The organism is Anaerohalosphaeraceae bacterium, assembly GCA_037479115.1.
In the GTDB taxonomy this organism is placed as follows: Bacteria; Planctomycetota; Phycisphaerae; order Sedimentisphaerales; family Anaerohalosphaeraceae; genus JAHDQI01.
Window position 1 is genome coordinate 1 of the sequence record JBBFLK010000031.1, and the last position, 18,904, is coordinate 18,904.

Genomic DNA, 18,904 nt, shown 5'->3' on the forward strand with positions numbered 1-18,904 from the left:
CCTTGCGGGCGGGGCTATCGTATAACGCCTGCTGTCCTCCTTCGCGAAAGCTTCGGAGAACAAATCGCGGGAAGGTCTGGATTCCCGCCTTTCTCCTTCGCTGAAGCTTCGAAGGGCATCGAACGGACATTTGATTTTCACTGCATTTTTGTGCAGGCGGATTTTCACGGGTTATTTTGTTGAGGGGGGCGGCAGGGGCGGGTAGAATGGGGGGCAAACTCTTCAGAAAGGAGTGTGAGCCGATGGAAAAGAAATACAAACTGGCGGCCTCGGAGATTCAGTCCTTAGTGCCCGATTTGGGGTTCGGCTTTGTTTCGGACAAGATTGCCGTGGACGGCCACCGCGTCCAGTGCATGGTTCGGGAAGAGCCGGAAGAGGAATCCGACAGCGGCTGGCGGTTTCTTGGAGGCGGAGAGACGGAAGAATATCTGGACGAACCGGAGCACATTTCGCTGCTGGATATCAATACAATAGCCAATTATGACCCGGAGATTATCCCGTTTTTGATGTATCCGCCGGGCACGCAGATTGAGCGCAACGCCGCCGGCCGGCTGGAAGTGACCAGTCCGGATACGGAAGAGCCGGAAATCATCCTGCTGCCGCCGGTGGTCGCCGGTACCGTGCTGGTGCCGCAGTGCTGGCGGTTTGACATCAGCGGGCGGATGTTTCGGCGGATTGACGGCGGCAGTCTGGTGCTCTGGCGGCCGGGGCTGACCATCTGGATAGATGTCTATACCGCCAACAATCAGTCGATTGAAGAGCGGGTTAATGGAATTTTATCTATCAAGAGTGAAAAAGCGGCTGACCTGCAGCGGCGCGACGAAGAGGACATGGTCAAACTGCGGTACTCGCTGACGGAAACCGTGGCCGACAAGGAACTGCACGGCGTCTATCTGTTCGGCTTTACCCCCGAGGAGGAACTGCATCTGGCGGTGTACTATACCTCGGAGGCAGACCGACGGGAAATCGAGAAAATCTGGGAAACACTGGGGGTTGTGAAGGTCTAAAAGGTTTTTGCACCGCAGAACAACCGGATACACAGGGGAAAAAGAGAATCCCTATCCCCAAGAACCCTCGAAACAATAGAATGGTTGACAGCAGAACAGTTTACAGGAGATTCACTATGAAAAACCGACAGACCGTGAACGTTTTTCGATGTTGTCTCTATACCCTGCTGGGTTCCTGTGTTTCTGCCGCGGTGCCTCAGTGGCCGACGTGGCGGGGCCCCGGAATGTCAGGGGTTTCGCCGGACGGCCGGCCGCCGCTTCGATGGAGCGAAACGGAAAATATTCGCTGGAAGGTCAAACTGACCGGCGACGGGTCCAATTCCACGCCGGTTGTCTGGGGGGATAAGCTTTTCTTCCAGATGGCTGTTCCAACGGACCAGACGGAAGGCAGCGAGGCCGAGGCGGGGCAGCAGACGGAGCGCCGCGGACCGGGCGGGCGGAGACCGCGGAATGTCTATCGGTTTAGTGTCGTCTGTCTGGACAGGCATACCGGAAAGACCCTCTGGGAAACGGTTGTACGGCAGGCGCGTCCGCACGAAGGACACCACAGCGACCACGGGTTTGCCTCTTATTCGCCGATAACGGATGGAGTTCATCTGTGGGCCAATTTCGGCTCTCAGGGTCTCTATTGTCTTGATCTGGACGGTCAGCTCAAGTGGAAACAGGATTTCGGACCGTTTACGATTCGAGCCGGATTTGGAGAGGGCGGTTCGCCGGCGCTGGCGGGCGATGCCGTCATTGTGCTGCATGACCACGAGGGCGATTCGTTCATTGCCGCCGTACACAAAGAAACCGGAAAAATCCTTTGGAAAAAGAAGCGGGATGAGAAGACATCCTGGACCAGCCCTTTGGTGGTTGAAGCGGCCGGGAAAATGCAGGTGATTGTGACCGGTCATAACCGAACGCGAAGTTATGATGCCAAAACAGGAGATATCATTTGGGAATGCGGCGGCGGCCAGACTCAAAATGTCGTACCGACTCCCGTGACAGGCTTTGGAATGGTGTTCTGCACCAGCGGCTTTCGCGGGGCCAAACTCCAGGCCATTCGGCTGGACCGCACCGGGGACCTGACCGGAACGGATGCCGTCGTCTGGGAAGTCAATCAGCATACGCCGTATGTTCCTTCTCCGCTGCTGTATGAAGGAAAACTGTATGTCTTTTCCTCCAACAATCCGGTCTTGTCCTGCTATGATGCCCAAACCGGCAAACCTTATTATACCGCTCAGCGGCTGGAAGGGCTCAATATGGTCTATGCCTCGCCGGTCGGAGCGGCCGGACGCGTGTATGCGGTCGGGCGCAACGGAACGGTCTGTGTACTGAAAAATTCAGAAACCCTGGAGGTGCTGGCCGTCAACAAGCTCGAAGACGGCTTTGACTGTTCGCCGGTGATTGTGGGGCCGACTCTGTATCTGAAGGGCAAACAAAATCTCTACTGCATTTCGGAGGAGAAATAGCCTGCCTTGTCTCCCGGAAGGGAGGGGTCTTTTTTCGGCCGACAGAAAGGAAGCGATAGAATAGGATTGCAGGAGGAACGGATGCCTTCGAAATCGATTCTTTCCGGCGGGGTATTTACCGGGATTTTGCTCGGCTCGGCGGTGATAGGGGGACTGCTGGGCTGGTTCGGCGGGCCGCGAGCGGAGGTACTTAAGCCGCTGGGGGATATTTTCCTGAATCTGCTGTACTGTGCGGCGGTGCCGCTGGTGTTTTTTTCGCTCAGTTCGGCGGCGGCGGGCGCCGGCGAAACAAAACGGCTGGGTCGAATGGCCGCTCTGATGCTGCTGGTGTTTGCCGGAACGGGGGTGATTGCATCCTGCCTGATGATTGGGGCGGTCAAACTGTTCAACCCGGTCGGAGGACTGACTCTGTCGGCGGCGGCGCCGAATGTGAGCAATCCCGTTCAGCTGGGGCAGACCCTGGCCGAGACGCTGACGGTCCCCAATTTTTCAAACCTGTTTGAGCGGGAGCATATGGCGGCCCTGATTGTGTTTGCAATTCTGACGGGGCTGGCGGCGCAGGCGGCAGGCAGCAAGGGTCGGGCCTTTCGAGGGTTTCTCAATTCCGGTGCAGCCGTAATGAGTCGGCTGATTCGTCTGGTTATGGGGTATGCGCCAATCGGGCTGGCGGCGTATTTTGCCTATCTGGTTGGGGTCTTCGGGCCGCAGCTGGCGGGCACATACGGACGGGCGGTGCTGGTTTATTATCCGCTGGCGTTTTTGTATTTTGCGGTCGGCTTTTCGGTGTATGTTTATTGGGCGGGCGGAAGAGAAGGGCTGGGACGGTTCTGGAAGCACATCTGGCCCGCCTCGCTGACGGCGCTGGGCACCGGCAGCAGTCTGGCAGCCCTGCCGGCCAATCTGGAGGCGGCCGGACGCATCGGCATCCCGGAAGACATCCGCCGTTTTGTGCTGCCGCTGGGAGCGACGATTCATATGGACGGCACGTGTCTGGCGGCGATTCTGAAGATTGCGATTTTGTTCGCCCTGTTCGGGCGGGAGTTTTCCGGAGCCAATGTACTGGCCGGCGCGGTTGGGGCGGCCCTGCTGGCGGGGATGGTGATGAGCGGCATTCCGGGCGGGGGCTTTCTGGGGGAGATGATTATCGTTTCGCTGTATGGGTTCGGGCCGGAGGCCCTGCCGGTGATTGCCCTGCTGGGCACGCTGGTGGACCCTCCGGCGACGATGGTCAATTCAAGCGGGGATACGGCGGCGGCGATGCTGATTGCCCGGCTGATGGAAGGCCGGGACTGGCTGTCCGGAAAAGTACGCAGGCCGGAATCGTCCGAAACGGATGAGCAGAATCCTTCGGAAGGCAATTTCAAAGAAAAGACGAACGAAACGGATGCCCTTTAGCCCAATCACGCCGGGCGGGTGAGCATAAAGGTCCCGAGGGGTTTTTGGAGAAACGCCGCTACGACGGGGCATTTGACCTGAAAGAGAAAGAACAAATTGGCGGGCGTTTCGTTGAGTGTCTCAAAATTGCCCTGTCCTTTGGCGATAATCAAATCGGCCTGCTCAAACAGGCGGCGAAAGTCAGGACTGCAATCCTCCAGGACGGTGCCGGGTGCATTCGAACCGCTGTCGATGACACACACCATCTCGGTCAGACCCGCCTGGACGGCCTCTTCTTTTGTTGCGTCATTGAGAATCGGCGAGCCCTTGACGACAAAGGTAATCTTCTCGAGCGGCATCTGTTCGAGCAAAAGCCGGTCGAACACAATCTCTCCGGCATTGTCGCCCAGATAGAGGATGGAACGGGCGGAGGCAATGGACCGGCGAAACTGCTCGAGCACCGGCTCATCCAGCGGCTGATGAAGGGCCCGGTCGATGGTTTCCTCGACGGTCTGCATCTGGAGGGTGCCGTTGACGCCGTAGTCAATGATATTGCCTGCAATCGCCAGCAGAACGGCGGCCCGGAACGGGTCTTCGGAGGTTCGCACCCGCTCCCGGAGGCCGGGCAGCCATTGAAGGGCCAGCTGATTGCAGCGGAGTTTGACTTCTTTATATGGGTCGGGATTGCCGCTGAGTTGACGAACCCAATGATGAATCTGTCGGCTGATAACCGGCGGAGGGGTATTCAGGTCAGTGCCGGACAAAAGAGAATGAACCTGACGGAGTATCTCCTGATGGACGGCCGGGTCGCCGGAGGCCATCCGAGCCGCCTCGAGGGCCTGCCGAAGAAAACAAGGGATGCATTCGGGCGCTGCTTTCATTTCACACTCCGCTGTCTTTCAGGAAAGCGGAGGATTATGCCCGAAGCCGTCCGGAAAGTCAAAAAAATCCTTCTTTGAGTGGAAAGGCAATCAGCTGCTAAAGGGTTTTTTGAGGATGAGGAAAAGGACAATCAGCCCTGCCAGAACACCCCCAGCGACATACCAATAAGAGCGGGGCCATTCCTGCCAGTTTAGGGTAAACCCTTTGGAGTGAGATTGAGCGGCCTGCTGCGCCAGCATCTGCTGACGCAGTTCCTCCTGCCGGCGTTGTTCTTCCTGTCGGCGGAGCTCCTCCTGAAGGCGTTTTTCCTCCTCGAGCCGCTTTTGTTCGGCCAGCTGCTGTTGGCGAATCTGTTCCAGCCGCTTTTGCTGGAACTCAAACTGCTCAGCGCTGTAAGCAGGCAACTGATTCCAATCCGGCTGGCGCCAGGTTTTCAGGAGCAGCTGTTCCTGTCCGCTGAGGGCTGTTTTTTTGAAATTGAGAAAACCGAACCGCGGCCGCTGGATTTGCCCGCTGGGAAGCTTCTGGGGGGTCTGGTGATAGTACCATACACAGGCCGTTTCGCTGCTTTCTTTTTCGAGGGGCTCGCCGAGCAGTTCCGTCACCTTGTCGGCGGTCATTCCGACCTGAAGCATCTGCCAGAAATGCCAGACCTGTCGGCGCTGGATGAGCGGCTCATCCGGAAGCAATTCCGTCTTAAATGTCGGGGCCGTCGGAGCGGGCTGATTGGGCTCCGAAGCACAGAGAACACCCGCCTGGCAAAACAACACAAGCCCCCCCAGGACAAAGGCCCCCTTCCCTTTCACAGAGACCTCTCCTTTCTCCCCCCTTCTGCTTACTGATTCTGTCTGGTCCAGTCTTCCTGCCTTACACCGTGATAAGTGGTCAGCACGTATTCAATCACCCGAGCCGACTGGGGCGGCATTGAAAGTGTGTATTTGACTGTATCCAAATCGACTTTTTCAAAGACTTTTTCACTGTCTCCCCGGTTCTCCAGCGTCCAGTAGGGAGTGGGGAAGTTCCGCTTGATTTCCAGCCGAATGGGCATCGGCCGGCTGTTTTTGATCTCAATGACAACGGTGCGGATTTCATCCCAGCCGCTGATGTTGCCCCTGTCATCAAAGCGGTAATTGTCGGTCTTGTAATCCATCAACTTGGGTTTGACCAAAACATCTTCCGCAGGCCCCAGGTTCAGTTCCGCCTCCTGGCCGACCGGGATATATTTTATTTCACAGCCGCCTTCATACGTCAGATGCCCCTCTTTGCTGACGGTTCGATAGACCTTCATCGACCCGCCCGGGATAGGGGTTTGGCCCAAATGATGCTCGGCATCGTTGAAAAAGTACAGATACCGAATGACGGACGGGCCGTACATCTCCTCTTCAAACTTGTACAGATTGACGACCGGCACGGCCTCGGCCTGGAAACTGGGCAGCCGTTTGGACCAGCCGTTCGGGATGGACTCGGTGCCCTCGATGGTGTAAAGGAAATACTCGCTGAGTCCTTCCTTTCGGATTTCTTTGGGTTTGGCGGTCATGGCAATCTCGTCCATCGCCTTAACAGCGCCAAAGGCCAGCCGTGCCCGTTCCATCTGCACCTGCGGCATCATTCCGGGCACTCCCTCCCCCGGTCTTCCGTAGGGCCAGGTCCGGCGGGCCAGTTCGGCGATTTCATCGAGCAGATGAACCTGTCCGACAATCAGCCGCACCTGGGCGTTTTCGTAATCTTCGCCGGACTGATTGAATACGCGAACATACCCTTCCAGCCGCATCGTCTTTTCGTTCTCGGACAGGATACCCGCATAAAAGGCCCGCCAGCGGAAACCGCTTGTCAGATAGGTAATCTCAAAAGGAATGCGTCCTGCCTGTCGGCTCTCGAGCGTCCAGATGCCGACGTTGACGGTGTTCGGCGGATACGACAGGTCGGTAATATCCACCTGGTCGGCGGCTTTTTGGGGCACGAGCATCAGCGACGTCGGGTCAATCAGCGTGCCCGCCCAGGAAAACTGGAGCTGGTTGGTGCCCTGCCGAAGGGTCAGCGGACGGCTGTCGCGAACGAGCGTCAGGTCGGCGGATTCATAAATCGTAATCTGGACCGACTCGGAGGCGGGCAGCGTGACCAAATCCACTTTAGCAAAGGACACGGCGGCAAGGCCCGTCATCCAAAGAAGTACGGCATATCGTTTCATTCTAAACTCCTTGAACAGAGGTCATTCGGATTTCAAGATTTGGATTTTGAATTTCTCATCAGGGTCTTACATTTTTTCGCTGGTAGTGCATTTCCAGCTGGACAACGGCGGGTTTGTCTCCGCTGCGGGCAGGCAGGGTGATTTCAAACTCGAGGGTTTCGGCGTCTTTTCGGGTATAGGGAAGACTGCACGATTTCATCTCCCACTGGCCCGGGATTCGCTCGATGAGGGTCAGTACGGCGGGCGAATCCTTGAAGTTTTCGATTTTGGCCGTGAGGACTTCCTCCGTATCATAGAGGACAATCTGTTCCCTGCGGTTGCGGCGGATGTTGATTTGCTCTTCCTTTATTTTGCGCTGGGTAACAACGATGTCGCGGCTGTCGCCGATGTACAGTTCGGCCTTCTCGCCGACCGGCAGAAAGGACAGGTTGTCCTCACCCAGAAAGATGGTGCTGTCGTGTCCATCGTCCTGAAAGAGCCGCACCTTGCCGGGCCAAAGGGCGGCCCGACCTAGACCGGCGGCCTTTTCATTCACCAGCCGATAGCGGACGGGGATGCCGATGTTCTGCCGCTCCAGCTGTTCGGGGTCCCAGGGCTGCAGGGCCGAATCCCACGTCCAGACTTTGGTAACAGGCAGGGCCCGGTTCTGCGTCCAGAGCAACCGGCGGGTTTGGCCGTCGGCAAGGTCGCGTTCAAAGACGCTGTCGGCATCCAGCCGGATGCGGGCGTTGTCAAACGGTTCGCCGGAGAAGTTGCGGACAATCAGATAAGCGGTCAGGTCCAGTTTGGTTTCGTCCTTATCCGCCACGGCCTTGTAAGCCGTCAGGCGGTCAATCTGATCGAGCAGATAACTGATGCGGACTCGTTCAGCCCAGTCGCCGTCGGAGGCGATTTCCCATACGAGGGCTGCTTCATCCGGAGGGAAACTCACATTGAGAATCCGCACGCCGTTTGGATGGTCCAGCGGCGTCAGCCGGATGGAATCGGGGTCGATGGAGACGGCCTGCCAGGCAAAATCAACCTGATTGAGTCCCTTTCGCAGCGTCAGGATGCGTTCTTCTTCGATGAGGGTAAAGTCCGCATTATCCATTCGGATATCCACGCTTTCCCGCTGGGGCAGCGCCGCCAGTTTCGTTCGGGCCTGGGCTCCGACGGTGCCGAAGAGCAGTCCTGCGGCCGCTGCAAACCAAATCGCCTGTTTCATAGTCAGACTCCTGAATCGGGTTTATTTTTCTTTGGTTGGGTCCGCCACCCTGCCGACAAACAGCACGGTGCCGGTCGGTTTATCCTGAATGAGAAAGACAAAGGGCTTGTCGGCTCGAAAAACCGGCGGAGGGGCCTGTATCGAAACGAGTTTCATCACAGCTCCGGTGGCGGCGGCGGCTTCGGTGCCTTCTTCGTCCACCTTGACAAACGCCTTGTGAAGGACGTTGCTCAGGTACAAATCCTTTCCGCCGGTGATGCCGGAAAAGTCCGCCGTCATCGAAAAGCCGTCTATTAAGCCCAGCGCAATCAGAGCCGGTTTCAGTTCACTCTGCCAGGTGAACGTAAAACGAGGCAGATAGACTTCCACTTCCCGACGGTGCAGCCGGCTGAGCCAGTCGGCCAGTGTTTCTGCGCTGAGTGCCTGCTCCAGCCGAAACAGGTCAGGGTCTTTGGGCAGGAGGATAATCATCCGCAGGTTGCCGCCCGTGTAGCACAGCTCGAGGATTTGGCAGAGGTCGTTTTCGGTATAGCCGAAGTCGTCTTTGCGGGTCATCATCGGCACCTGAACCCGTCGGGTTTCCACCTGCGGTCCGTCTTCCTGAACTGTATAAGTTGACACCGTAAACCAGTCCGTCCGGGTAAGCTGCGGGTCAAAAGGCAGGGCCCATTTGCCTTTGAAATAGACGGCGTTGGTGACGACCAGCCGGGTGAGGGTATCGAGCGTGCCTTCGGGAATCAGATTTTTGATGCGTTCCCGGGTTTGTTTTTCGACCCATTGATTGATGACTCGCGCGGCACTGGAGGGATTTTTGGCAAAATCGACCCGCTCCAGATTGGCCGAATAGCATTGCTGAACCTGCGTCAGAAACGGCTCGGCAAAGGCCGTCCTGCGGTCCATCCAGAGTGCATTGGCAATTGTCAGTTCATACTCGCCTTTTTCCGCCTGCTTTGTAAGGTGCTTTTCAAGGCGGCCCATCGCTTCGTGAAACGATTCCTGCGGGAGCCAAAAATGCAGGGCATCACAAAACTGCCTTTCGGTATCGCCGTGCGCGCCGGCAAAGACAACGGCCATCGCGGAAGAGATACTGTAAGGTGAATAAAAGATATTCTCGACTGGTTTTCGCGGGATAGGAAGTCCGGCCAAAGTCCGATACAAATCCACCGCGAAGGTTGTTTGGGCTTTTACGGCCTGCTCCATAGGGTTGTTTTCTTCCGCCGAAACAGGTTGAACGGTCGGACCTGCCGAAAAGACAGCCAGAACGGACAAAATACCCGCCCGAACCCAAAACCTGCGAATCTCCATATTCATTTCCTCGCCTGAAATCTCCACGTTTCCCTTCTCCCTTTTATTAGACACCAAGGCGGGCAAAGAGTTGACAGAAAAATCTGATTTTTATTTTTGACCGTGGTTCGGCTGTTTAGGGGTGTTTTTGAGGAAAAATCGGCGGGGTTTATTGAGGCCGATTCAGACGGGTCCGGACGAATTCGAAAATGTGACGGACGGCGCGGCGGACATCGGGGGTATCGGGCAGAAAGGCGGCCAGTTTGTCCAGATACTGCTTGTCCAGAATCCGGGCCAGTGCGGGGCTGAAATTGATGTCATATACCCAGCCCAGCAGGACCATCTGGGCATCGTGGAGCGTGCGAATCTGCCGATAATCCACCAGCTGCCCGCTGAAAACGGCCTGGAGCACATCCGGGCTGACAAACGGTTCGTCGGCAAACTCCACCTCCAGGTCGAAATGCTGCGGGTCACGGTAATAGCGGGTGAAATTGTCAATCAAAAGTCCGAGCACATCGAGTTTGTCGGCATCGCGCACCAGTCTGCAGAAAAAGGCCGAGCGTTCGTCCAGTTCCGCCGGTACAGTCTTGGCGCCGTGCCAGCGGACGGCATCCAGCAGAACCTTCTTTTCCGGCTCGTCGAGGCCTTCCAGTGTGCCGTTTTCGCAGAGCACCTGACAGCCCAGCAGGCCGTGGTCGCAGCTTTTGGGGTCTGCGTAGGTGCGGTATCGGCGGAACTGCTCAAACCGCCCGACATCGTGCAGCAGGGCCGCCGCCTCCGCCAGCCGGCTGTCGCCTTCGCCGACCTTCAGGCCGTGCAGGATATAGCGCATCTCCTGACAAACGCGGGCGGTGTGCTCCTCTTTGAGCCGGATGTGCTTGTCCAGATACGCATCCTGCCCGCCGGTATAGAATCCGCCGACATACTCGGCAAACCATTTTTTCAGTCTGTTCAGCTGTCCGCTGTCCACAAGTCGTCCGCCTTTCCCGCAAAGGCAGGGATTGTATCACGGTGCAGGCCGGTTTTCTACTCCCAAACCGGCGGTTTCGAAGCCCGTCAGGAAACGGCTCGTGCAGCCGGACTTTGCTGGCCCGCAAAGTCGCGAACCTTTCGGGCGGCGGTTTTGGGCTGGCTGATGTTGCACGGCCCGGCTACGCAGCCGCCGGAACAGCTCATCACTTCGACGAAATTGGCCCCTCCGGTGCCGCGGGCCGGCAGAAGGGACAGCAGTTTGAGCGACTTTTTGTCCAGCCCGTCTATCAGCATCGGACGGACGGCGTCCGGCTCCGGGCTGACGGCGCGAAGGGTTTCGGCCACGCCGCCGCTGACGGCAAAGGCGCGGGCCTGGGGCAGCGGGCTTTCGGTCCATTCCGCGGGCGGACAATCAGCCAGTTCGATGCCCGCCGCCACGAGCATGGCCCCCAGCTCATCGGTAGTCAGGACATAATCAATGTACGGGTTGTCCGCAGCCTCGCGGCGTTTGGCAATGCACGGACCGATGAAAACCGTCAGCATATCCGGCTGCTGCTGTTTGACCTGCCGGGCCGTAAAATGCATCGGCGAGGGTGTCTGGGAGACAAACGGAGCCAGCGCGGGGATATGTTTGCGGACGGCCTGCACATACGCCGGACAGCAGCTGCTGGTCAGAAAGGCCTGTCCGGCGCCTATCTTTTCCTGCAGCTCGCGGCTTTCGTGTCGGGCGGTCATCTCCGCTCCGGCGGCTACCTCCACCACCCGGGTAAAGCCCATTTTCAATAGAGCGCTGACCAATTTGGAAAACTCCTGAGGAAACTGGCCGGCTACGGCCGGAGCCAGCAGCGCGGCGATGGGCTTCTGCTCGCGCAGCCGGCGGATGACCTCTACCATCTGGGAGCGCTCCGCAATTGCGGCAAACGGGCAGGCCTGCAGGCACTTGCCGCAGTCGATGCATTTGTCCTCGTCAATCTGTTCGTGCCCGTCCGGGCCCTTGCATATCGCCCCGACCGGGCAGGCCTCTTCACAGGGAATCGGCACATAGACGATGGCGTGGTAGGGGCACTGCTGGAGGCACAGGCCGCAGTTGACGCACCGTTCTTCATCGATTCGGGCCCGGCCGCTGATGATTTGCACCGCCTGTTTGGGGCAGTTGGTCACACAGGGGCGGGCAACGCAGCCGCGGCAGACATTGGTGACATAGTGGCGGCCTTTCAGACAGGCGCTGCAGGCCTCGTTAATGACGGTCAGAATCGCACCGCCTCGGGGCCGGGATTCTTCGGCCCGCCGAACATACTCGGACAGCGGCGTGCATTCGTCCGTTTCGTCCTGCGTGCTGTATCCGAGCACGGCCATCAGCCGGTATCGGGTAATCGCACGGGATTTGTAAATGCAGCAGCGCGTCGGCGTCGAACCTTTCGGGAACAGTTTGACCGGCAGGGCATCAATTTCCTCCGCCAGGCGGCCCCGAAAGGCCAGCGCCGCTGTTTCAATCAGAAGACGCCGTTTGTTTCGCTGAACATTGTTATCGCCGTTCATATCTGCTCCATGGAATTGCGGGCAGTCTGTTGTTTGAGAGTTTCGATAATTTTTTCCGCCGTGGCCTCGGCAATGACTGTTGAGCCGATCTGCACAAAGGGGGCGCGGCCGTACTGGCCGTCTTTGCACAGCCCCAGGCAGGAGGAGCCGACAATCTCTACCGGCCTTGAGCAGGCCGACTCAATCTGCTCCTGAATGGACAGCAGATAGCCGGACCCCATCACATAGCAGGTCGTTCCCGTACAGATGGTAATCGTAAGCGGTTTCATGCCCCTGTTCCTTTCCATATTCAAATAAATTCAATCGAGGCCTGTTTCATATATTTTTCATTGAGCAGCCAGACAATCCGCCGGATGAGGTTGCGCCGGATATCCAGCTCAACCGGCAGATTCGGGTCCTGATGGGCCTCGTTGATTTTGGTTCCCACGACAAATTCAATTTGGTCGCTCTCGAGCAGAATATTCATCAGCCGCACGGCGGCGTTCGGCCGGCTCGTGTCGGGCTCCTGATTTTGTTCGAGCAGCTGAGCGGTTCTGGACATCGTCAGGGTGCCTTCCGTGACCAGGTCCACACCTTCGAGCGTTGAGACGGGCGGAATCTCCGGGTCCAGGAAGCTCAAGTCCACCTGGACGGTTCGGCCCAGCTCGCGGGCGATAAGGTTGGCGGTTGTGCCGCCGCAGATGACCTTGCGTCCGTCAAATTCGGCGACTCGGGCCGCCAGCAGAGGGTCTTTTCGGGCGTCAATCGGCGGTCCGGTGACAACCAGGAGTCTTCGGGGCCGGCGGAAATAAATCACCGCACAGCTGATATCGTCCTGGGCCTGGAACTGGTCCTGGCGGAGGGCTTCCGTCACGGCCGCGCGGCAAAGCTGTCGGGCGGAAATATCCGGCGTACGGCGAATCTGTTCCCGGAGAAAATCGACGGCCCTTTCCTGCGTCCAGCCCAGCGGCGTGCGGGGCCGTCCCATCCCCGCCTGCGACAGCCCGTCGGAAAACAGCACCAGACGCATTTCCTGCCGGACCTGAAAGGCGCTGTAGAAAAGCGGACGGCGTCCGAGATGGGCCGTTTCAATTTCCATCGGTTTTTTCTCCAGCGGCAGGACGGTCGGTCCCTCCAGCAGAACCGCCGGCGGATTGTCGTATTCCATCATCCGGATGTGCCCGTCCGGGCGAATGTCGGCGATGGTGAACGTCGAGTAGCCGATTTTTCGTTCGCTGCAGACCGGCAGCGTGGACATAATCACACCGGCGGCCTTGCAGATGTCCATATCCGAGCGGACATACTTGAGGGCCATCGTGGCCGTCAGGGTTGCCAGGACATTGGCCTTGATACCGCTGCCCAGCCCGTCGGCCAGCACACAGACAATACGGCCCTCGTCCGGGTCCCGCTGGGACAGAAAGACATCGCCCGGGGCCCCCTGGCCGTGTTTGTTCTGCCGTGCACAGTCCACTTCGATAAAAAAGCGGTTGTTCATGGTTCATCCGAAGGCCGCGGTTTGGCATCCGCGGCAGGCTGAAACATCTCCACAATCGAATTCAGAATCACTTCCGACTCGGCGGCGTTTTCTCCCAGCAGATAAGCAATTTTCTGGACGGTTTCGAGGTTGCGGGAAATCACTTCGCGCGCCTTGTTGATAATCTGTTCCTTCCGGACGGTCGGCAGCGTCACATCCTGAATGATGCCGCCGATGCGCCGGTGTTTTTCAATCGTAAACAGGGTGACGTGATAGATGGTTTTTCCGACCTTGACCTCTTTTTCGAGCGTGGCGGCGCCGCTCTGAAGCACCTGCGCAAACAGGTCGGCGAACGGAACGATTTTGTGCAGGGCGGCGCCGGTCAGATGCGGCCGTGCTTCATAAGCGCGGACGGCCTCCGGGCCCATCAGTTCGGAAAAACGCCGGTTGCTTTCGAGAATCTGCAGGTGCTCATCAACAATGACAACCCCGGAGGGCATGGCCCGCAGCAGGGCATCGGCCTGTTTCTGCGCCAGCTGCCGCATATAGCCCATGCACATCGTTTCCTCGGCGCGTCCGTCCAGCAGGGCCCTGGCAAACTGTCGGCAGCTGTCATAGCCGCACCCGCCGCAGTTCAGTTCATCCTCCGGCCCGAATTTGCCGACGCGCTTGAGGGCTTCCTGAATCTGTTCAGGGGAATAGCAGCTCTGCCGAACCGGTTCGAGCCGCCAGCGGTGCTCGATGGCCAGACCGGCGGGCGGTTCGGGCAGGTCCCGGCGGTTTTCAAACGTATTGATAATCCGGGTTCGTTTGACGACGGTCCGGCCCGGATTGCTGATTTGCGGGCCGTTGATGCAGCCGCCCTCACAGGCCAGCAGTTCCAGAAAGAGCGGTTCTTCTCCGCCGAGTTCCTGAAGGTCTTCGAGGGCCCTTTGGATGGCGGACATCCCGCTGAAGGCCATCAGATGCCTGCTGGTCACCGGGCTGTTGGAGCGGATGCCGGCCAGCATCCCGCCGTCTATCGGATACAGCGAACCGTCCCGGGCCAGGCGGGGAACAAACCCATCCTCGGCCTGGGGCTCTGCGGCTGCCGGGTCAATGCCCTCTTCCTGAAGCCACTGGCGAAGTTCGCTGAAGGTTAGGGCCACATCCAGCAGGTCGGGGTTGCGGTCGGATTCGATTTTTTTGGCAATGCAGGGGCTGAAGAAAACAATGCCGATATCCGGCCCGTATTCGCCCCGGAGCAGCTTGCAGTGGGCCAGCACAGGGCTGAGCATCCGGCAGACAGCGGGGCTGTATTGCGGATAATACCGATGAATCAGCTCGACGACTACCGGACAGGCGGAGGAAATGGCCAGACCCCCTTCGGTCTCCATCATCCGTGCGGCGGCGGCACTGACCTCTTCGGCCCCGAGAGCCGTTTCACTGACGGCGGCAAATCCGAGGGCCTTCAGGGCCGCAGCCAGCTGGGCCGGCTGAAGCTGCGGAAATTCGGCGGCAAAACTGGGGGCAATCGATGCAATCACCTGTTTTTTCAGACGCAGGAGCAGTTTGGCCCGCTCCAGGTCGCTGCGAACGCGTTTGGCGCTCATCGGGCAGGTCTGCACGCAGGAGCCGCACAGCACGCACATCTCCGGCATCACACTCGCATGGCCGTTGCGGATGTCAATGGCCTTGACCGGACACTGCCGCAGGCATTTGTAGCAGTCCTGGCATCGGGTTGTTTCCGTATAAATGGGATGAAGCGGATTCATTCGAATCTCCTTGCTTTACTGCGGCCGAGCGGCAAGGTGATGCCGAATCAAATCAATCACAACTCCGGGCTCAGTCGTTTGGTAAAAGGTGCCGTTAATGGTTATATTGGGTCCGTTTTGGCATTTTCCCTGACAGAGCACACCTCTTAAATGGACCTGGTTTTCCAAACCGTTTTCTTTCAAGTAGTTCTGGATAAAAGACAGGGTTTTCCCGTTGCCGCGGCTAAAGCAGCTGCTGCCCATACAAAAGACCACCTCAACAGGTTTTCTTATGTCTCTTTCATCCATCATGGCTAATACGTCTTTTCGTCAAAAAAGTGTTATTTGTTTCACAATATTATACTAAAATAGAAAAATTATTGCAATAGTCAATTTATTTTATGTGATATTTATCACATATAAGGGGACCGGCGATAAAAATATATAGAGTATGTCTTATATTTCCCACTCTCTTTCTGATTGACAAAAAACAGAGGTGTGTGCTATGAAATCTCATCGAAGACATCTTCTCGCCTGAAAATCCTTTTCGGAAGGGAAAAATCATGAAAAAAACCGTCATTTTGTTAGGAGCATCATTTCTTTTTGTTCTTTCCTGCAGCCGAACTTCTCAGAGAACCCCAACGGCCGACGGCCTTTCTCCGGCGTGTCTGCGCTGCGAGAGCCGCATCGACCCGCTCGGCATTGATGTGCTTCAGCCGCGGCTTTCGTGGACCCTGCTTTCTGAGCAGCGCGGACAGGTTCAGACTGCCTATCAGATTCAGGCCGCTTCCAAACCGCACCTGCTGAAAGACGGACGGGCGGACCTGTGGGACACCGGCCGGGTCGAGAGCTCTCAAACGTTCGGAATCGTCTATGCAGGCAGGAAACTCGAAAGCGGAATGGACTGCTGGTGGCGCGTTCGGGTGTGGGATAAAGACGGACGCGTTTCGGACTGGAGCCGACCGGCCCGCTGGACGATGGGCCTGTTGGAACCGACGGACTGGTCGGCCCAGTGGATTGGTCTGGATGTGCAGACGGAGCCGCAGCCGGCGCCGGCGGTGATTCAGAAGGCCCGCTGGATTTGGTCGGATGCCGGGGCTGCCGGCGGGACGGAGCCCGGACGGTGTTTTCTGCGCAAGACGTTTGACCTGCCTGCCGGATGGGCGGTCAAGTCTGCGACAGCCTGGATTACGGCGGATGATTCGTTCCAGGCCTTTCTGAACGGTCACATTCTCCGCTCGTTCGGAGATCACCGCACGGTTTACGAAATTACGATTCGGGATTATCTGCAGACGGGTCGGAATGTCTTGGCCGTCTCGGCGTCCAACGGCGGGCAGGAGCGCAATCCGGCCGGTTTTCTTGCGGCGGTCCGCATTGAAACCGTGGATGGGCAGGTGCTGGAGTTTGTCAGCGATGACAGCTGGAAGGTTACCAAAGAAAATGTCGAGAACTGGCAAAAGCCGCTGACGGATGATTCCGGCTGGTCGGCGGCGGCCGTCGTCGGAACGTTCGGCGATGCTCCGTGGCAGGAGACCCGCGTGCAGGTGCGCACGCTTCCGCCGGCCCGGTATCTGCGCCGACCGTTTTCTGTAGAGTCCAAACCGGTGGAGAAGGCCCGCCTGTATGCGACGGCGCTGGGCATTTATCAGCTCTATCTGAACGGACAGCGCATCAGTTCGGACTTTCTGTCCCCCGGCTGGACGGATTACCGCAAACGGATTTATTACCGTACGTACGATGTGACGGAGCACCTCCGCAAAGATGGGAACGCCCTGGGGGCCGTTCTGGCCGACGGCTGGTATGCGGGCTATGTCGGCTGGGGGATGAACCGCCACCACTACGGCACGCAGCCGCGTCTGAAACTTCAGCTGGTGATTGACTACAAGGACGGCACGCGGCAGGTAATTGCCTCCGGCCCCGACTGGAAAGGAACCACAGGCCCGCTTTTCTATGCAGACCTGCTTGCCGGCGAGGGCTATGATGCGCGGCTGGAAATGCCCGGCTGGGCCGAGCCGAGCTTTGACGAGCGCAGCTGGCAGCCCGTCAGCGTCGGCGGACAGCCGGTCGAGCCCCTGCTTCAGGCCGCCGTCTCGGAACCGGTAAAGATGATTGCGGAAATAAAACCTGTTTCCGTTCAGGAACCCGCCAAGGGCATCTATGTGTTTGATATGGGGCAGAACTTTGCCGGCGTGGTGCGGCTGAAAGTCAAAGGCAAACCCGGTCAGCGCATAGAGATTCGTCACGGCGAGCGGCTCAATCCAAACGGAACCGTTTATACCATCAATCTCCGCACGGCCGCCGCAGAGGATGCCTATATCTGCAAAGGCACAGGCGAGGAAATCTGGCAGCCGATGTTTACCTTCCACGGCTTTCAGTATGTGGAAATTACGGGGCTGGACTATCAGCCGGGTCTGGATGCCGTCACGGGTCTTGCCTTCAGCAGCGATACGCCCGCTGCCGGCCGATTTGAATGCTCCGACCTGATGGTTAATCGGCTCTATTCGAATATCCTCTGGACGCAGTGGATGAATTTTATTGATATTCCGACGGATTGTCCGCAGCGGGATGAGCGGCTGGGCTGGACCGGCGATGCACAGGTGTATATCCAGACGGCCTGCTATAACAACGATGTGCAGGCGTTCTTTACCAAATGGCTGACCGATTTGGCGGATGCGCAGCGCCAGGACGGGTCATTTCCGAAGTATGCCCCGCCGATTCGAAGCGGAGGGGACGACGGCGGGCCGGCCTGGGCGGATGCAGGCGTTATCTGTCCGTGGACGATTTGGCGGATGTACGGCGACCGGCGGATTCTCGAAACACACTATGAAGCAATGAAGCGGTTCGTGGAGTTTACCAAAAACCGCTCCACAGAAGAGCTTCTGCCGCCCAAACGGTTCCATTGTTTCGGCGACTGGCTTCACATTGATGACCCGACGCCCAACGAAGTTATTTATATGGCCTATTTTGCCAATGCCAGCCGGCTTCTGTCGCAAACGGCGGAGGTTCTGAACCGGCCGGAGGATGCCCGAATCTATCGGGAGCTGACGGAAAAAATCTGCCGGGCCTTCCAGAAGGCCTATGTCAAGCCCGACGGGCGCATCGAAGGCGACTCGCAGACGGCCTATGTGCTGGCGATTGTCTATGACCTGCTGACGCCGCGGCAGACGGAAAAGGCCGCCGAGCATCTGGTTCGGCGGATTCAGGAACGGAACGGCCATCTGTCCACCGGCTTTGTCGGCACCAAAGACCTGATGCTGGCCCTGGCCCAAATCGGCCGCAACGACATTGCCTACCAATTGCTTCACAATGAAACCTTCCCCTCGTGGGGGTTTTCCATTCGTCAGGGGGCCACGTCGATTTGGGAGCGGTGGAACGGCTGGACGCCCGAAGAGGGGTTTGCCGACCCGGGGATGAATTCGTTTGCCCATTATTCGTTCGGGGCGGTCGGGCAGTGGCTCTTTGAGCAGGTCGGCGGCATCCAGCCGCTGGAGCCGGGATTCGGCCTCATTCGGATTGCCCCGCAGCCCGGCGGCAAACTCACCTGGGCCAAAACAACGTATGACTCCGTGCGCGGACGCATCGTTTCAAACTGGTCCGTCGAAGGACAGCGGTTTGTGCTGGATGTGCAGATCCCGGCGAATACCACCGCCCAGGTTTCTCTGCCCGCTCAAAAAGCCGAGCAGGTTCGCGAAAGCGGACGAACGCTGCATCAGGACGAATGCATTCGGATACTCGGACTGCAGAACGGACGCCTGACGCTTTCTGTGCCGTCGGGCCGCTATCAGTTTACCGTGGAACCTTATAAGCCATAGAG

The 18,904-nt window shown here is 58.0% G+C and carries 15 protein-coding genes; 4 read left to right on the plus strand and 11 right to left on the minus strand.

Annotation, left to right across the window (positions count from 1 at the left end):
* The first annotated feature begins 242 nt into the window (after nucleotides 1-242).
* The 3 genes from WHS88_11575 to WHS88_11585 all read left to right on the plus strand — a co-directional run bounded on the left by WHS88_11575 (nucleotide 243) and on the right by WHS88_11585 (nucleotide 3,856).
* Complete coding sequence (locus tag WHS88_11575; protein ID MEJ5260815.1) at nucleotides 243-1,007, plus strand: DUF2185 domain-containing protein; 765 nt, start codon at nucleotides 243-245, stop codon at nucleotides 1,005-1,007.
* Nucleotides 1,008-1,123: 116 nt separating this feature from the next.
* Nucleotides 1,124-2,461 carry a PQQ-binding-like beta-propeller repeat protein gene (locus WHS88_11580; GenBank protein ID MEJ5260816.1) on the plus strand — a complete coding sequence of 446 codons (1,338 nt, stop codon included), beginning with the start codon at nucleotides 1,124-1,126 and terminating at the stop codon, nucleotides 2,459-2,461.
* Between the two features lie 81 nt (nucleotides 2,462-2,542).
* The gene (locus tag WHS88_11585) at nucleotides 2,543-3,856 is read left to right on the plus strand and encodes a dicarboxylate/amino acid:cation symporter (GenBank protein ID MEJ5260817.1); all 1,314 of its coding nucleotides are present in this window, start codon (nucleotides 2,543-2,545) and stop codon (nucleotides 3,854-3,856) included.
* A 5-nt stretch (nucleotides 3,857-3,861) separates the two neighbouring features.
* On the opposite strand, the gene WHS88_11590 is transcribed toward WHS88_11585, so the two are convergent.
* The 11 genes from WHS88_11590 to WHS88_11640 all read right to left on the minus strand — a co-directional run bounded on the left by WHS88_11590 (nucleotide 3,862) and on the right by WHS88_11640 (nucleotide 15,402).
* Nucleotides 3,862-4,716 (minus strand): ARMT1-like domain-containing protein, encoded by an 855-nt coding sequence (locus tag WHS88_11590; protein MEJ5260818.1) that lies wholly within the window; start codon nucleotides 4,714-4,716, stop codon nucleotides 3,862-3,864.
* 90 nt (nucleotides 4,717-4,806) lie between these two features.
* Nucleotides 4,807-5,523, minus strand: coding sequence for an outer membrane protein assembly factor BamE (gene bamE, locus WHS88_11595; GenBank protein ID MEJ5260819.1), 717 nt, complete (start codon nucleotides 5,521-5,523; stop codon nucleotides 4,807-4,809).
* A 29-nt stretch (nucleotides 5,524-5,552) separates the two neighbouring features.
* Entirely contained in the window at nucleotides 5,553-6,905 is a 1,353-nt protein-coding gene (locus WHS88_11600) for a DUF4139 domain-containing protein (GenBank protein MEJ5260820.1), read from the minus strand.
* A gap of 58 nt (nucleotides 6,906-6,963) precedes the next feature.
* The gene (locus WHS88_11605) at nucleotides 6,964-8,109 is read right to left on the minus strand and encodes a hypothetical protein (GenBank protein MEJ5260821.1); all 1,146 of its coding nucleotides are present in this window, start codon (nucleotides 8,107-8,109) and stop codon (nucleotides 6,964-6,966) included.
* A 21-nt stretch (nucleotides 8,110-8,130) separates the two neighbouring features.
* Nucleotides 8,131-9,414, minus strand: coding sequence for a serpin family protein (locus WHS88_11610; GenBank protein ID MEJ5260822.1), 1,284 nt, complete (start codon nucleotides 9,412-9,414; stop codon nucleotides 8,131-8,133).
* A 148-nt stretch (nucleotides 9,415-9,562) separates the two neighbouring features.
* Nucleotides 9,563-10,363: an HD domain-containing protein gene (locus WHS88_11615; protein MEJ5260823.1), complete on the minus strand. Its 801-nt coding sequence runs from the start codon at nucleotides 10,361-10,363 to the stop codon at nucleotides 9,563-9,565.
* Nucleotides 10,364-10,449: 86 nt separating this feature from the next.
* Complete coding sequence (locus WHS88_11620) at nucleotides 10,450-11,904, minus strand: monomeric [FeFe] hydrogenase (protein MEJ5260824.1); 1,455 nt, start codon at nucleotides 11,902-11,904, stop codon at nucleotides 10,450-10,452.
* Complete coding sequence (locus tag WHS88_11625) at nucleotides 11,901-12,173, minus strand: NAD(P)H-dependent oxidoreductase subunit E (GenBank protein MEJ5260825.1); 273 nt, start codon at nucleotides 12,171-12,173, stop codon at nucleotides 11,901-11,903. The genes WHS88_11620 and WHS88_11625 overlap by 4 nt, the downstream gene beginning before the upstream one ends.
* Nucleotides 12,174-12,193: 20 nt before the next feature.
* Nucleotides 12,194-13,378 carry a SpoIIE family protein phosphatase gene (locus WHS88_11630; GenBank protein ID MEJ5260826.1) on the minus strand — a complete coding sequence of 395 codons (1,185 nt, stop codon included), beginning with the start codon at nucleotides 13,376-13,378 and terminating at the stop codon, nucleotides 12,194-12,196.
* The gene (locus WHS88_11635; protein MEJ5260827.1) at nucleotides 13,375-15,111 is read right to left on the minus strand and encodes a [Fe-Fe] hydrogenase large subunit C-terminal domain-containing protein; all 1,737 of its coding nucleotides are present in this window, start codon (nucleotides 15,109-15,111) and stop codon (nucleotides 13,375-13,377) included. Before WHS88_11635 ends, WHS88_11630 begins: the two co-directional genes overlap by 4 nt.
* A gap of 15 nt (nucleotides 15,112-15,126) precedes the next feature.
* A complete protein-coding gene (locus tag WHS88_11640; protein MEJ5260828.1) occupies nucleotides 15,127-15,402 on the minus strand; it encodes a (2Fe-2S) ferredoxin domain-containing protein in 276 nt (91 codons plus the stop codon).
* 251 nt (nucleotides 15,403-15,653) lie between these two features.
* Here WHS88_11640 and WHS88_11645 point away from each other — a divergent pair, with 251 nt between their 5' ends.
* Entirely contained in the window at nucleotides 15,654-18,902 is a 3,249-nt protein-coding gene (locus tag WHS88_11645; GenBank protein MEJ5260829.1) for a family 78 glycoside hydrolase catalytic domain, read from the plus strand.
* Nucleotides 18,903-18,904: the final 2 nt, after the last annotated feature.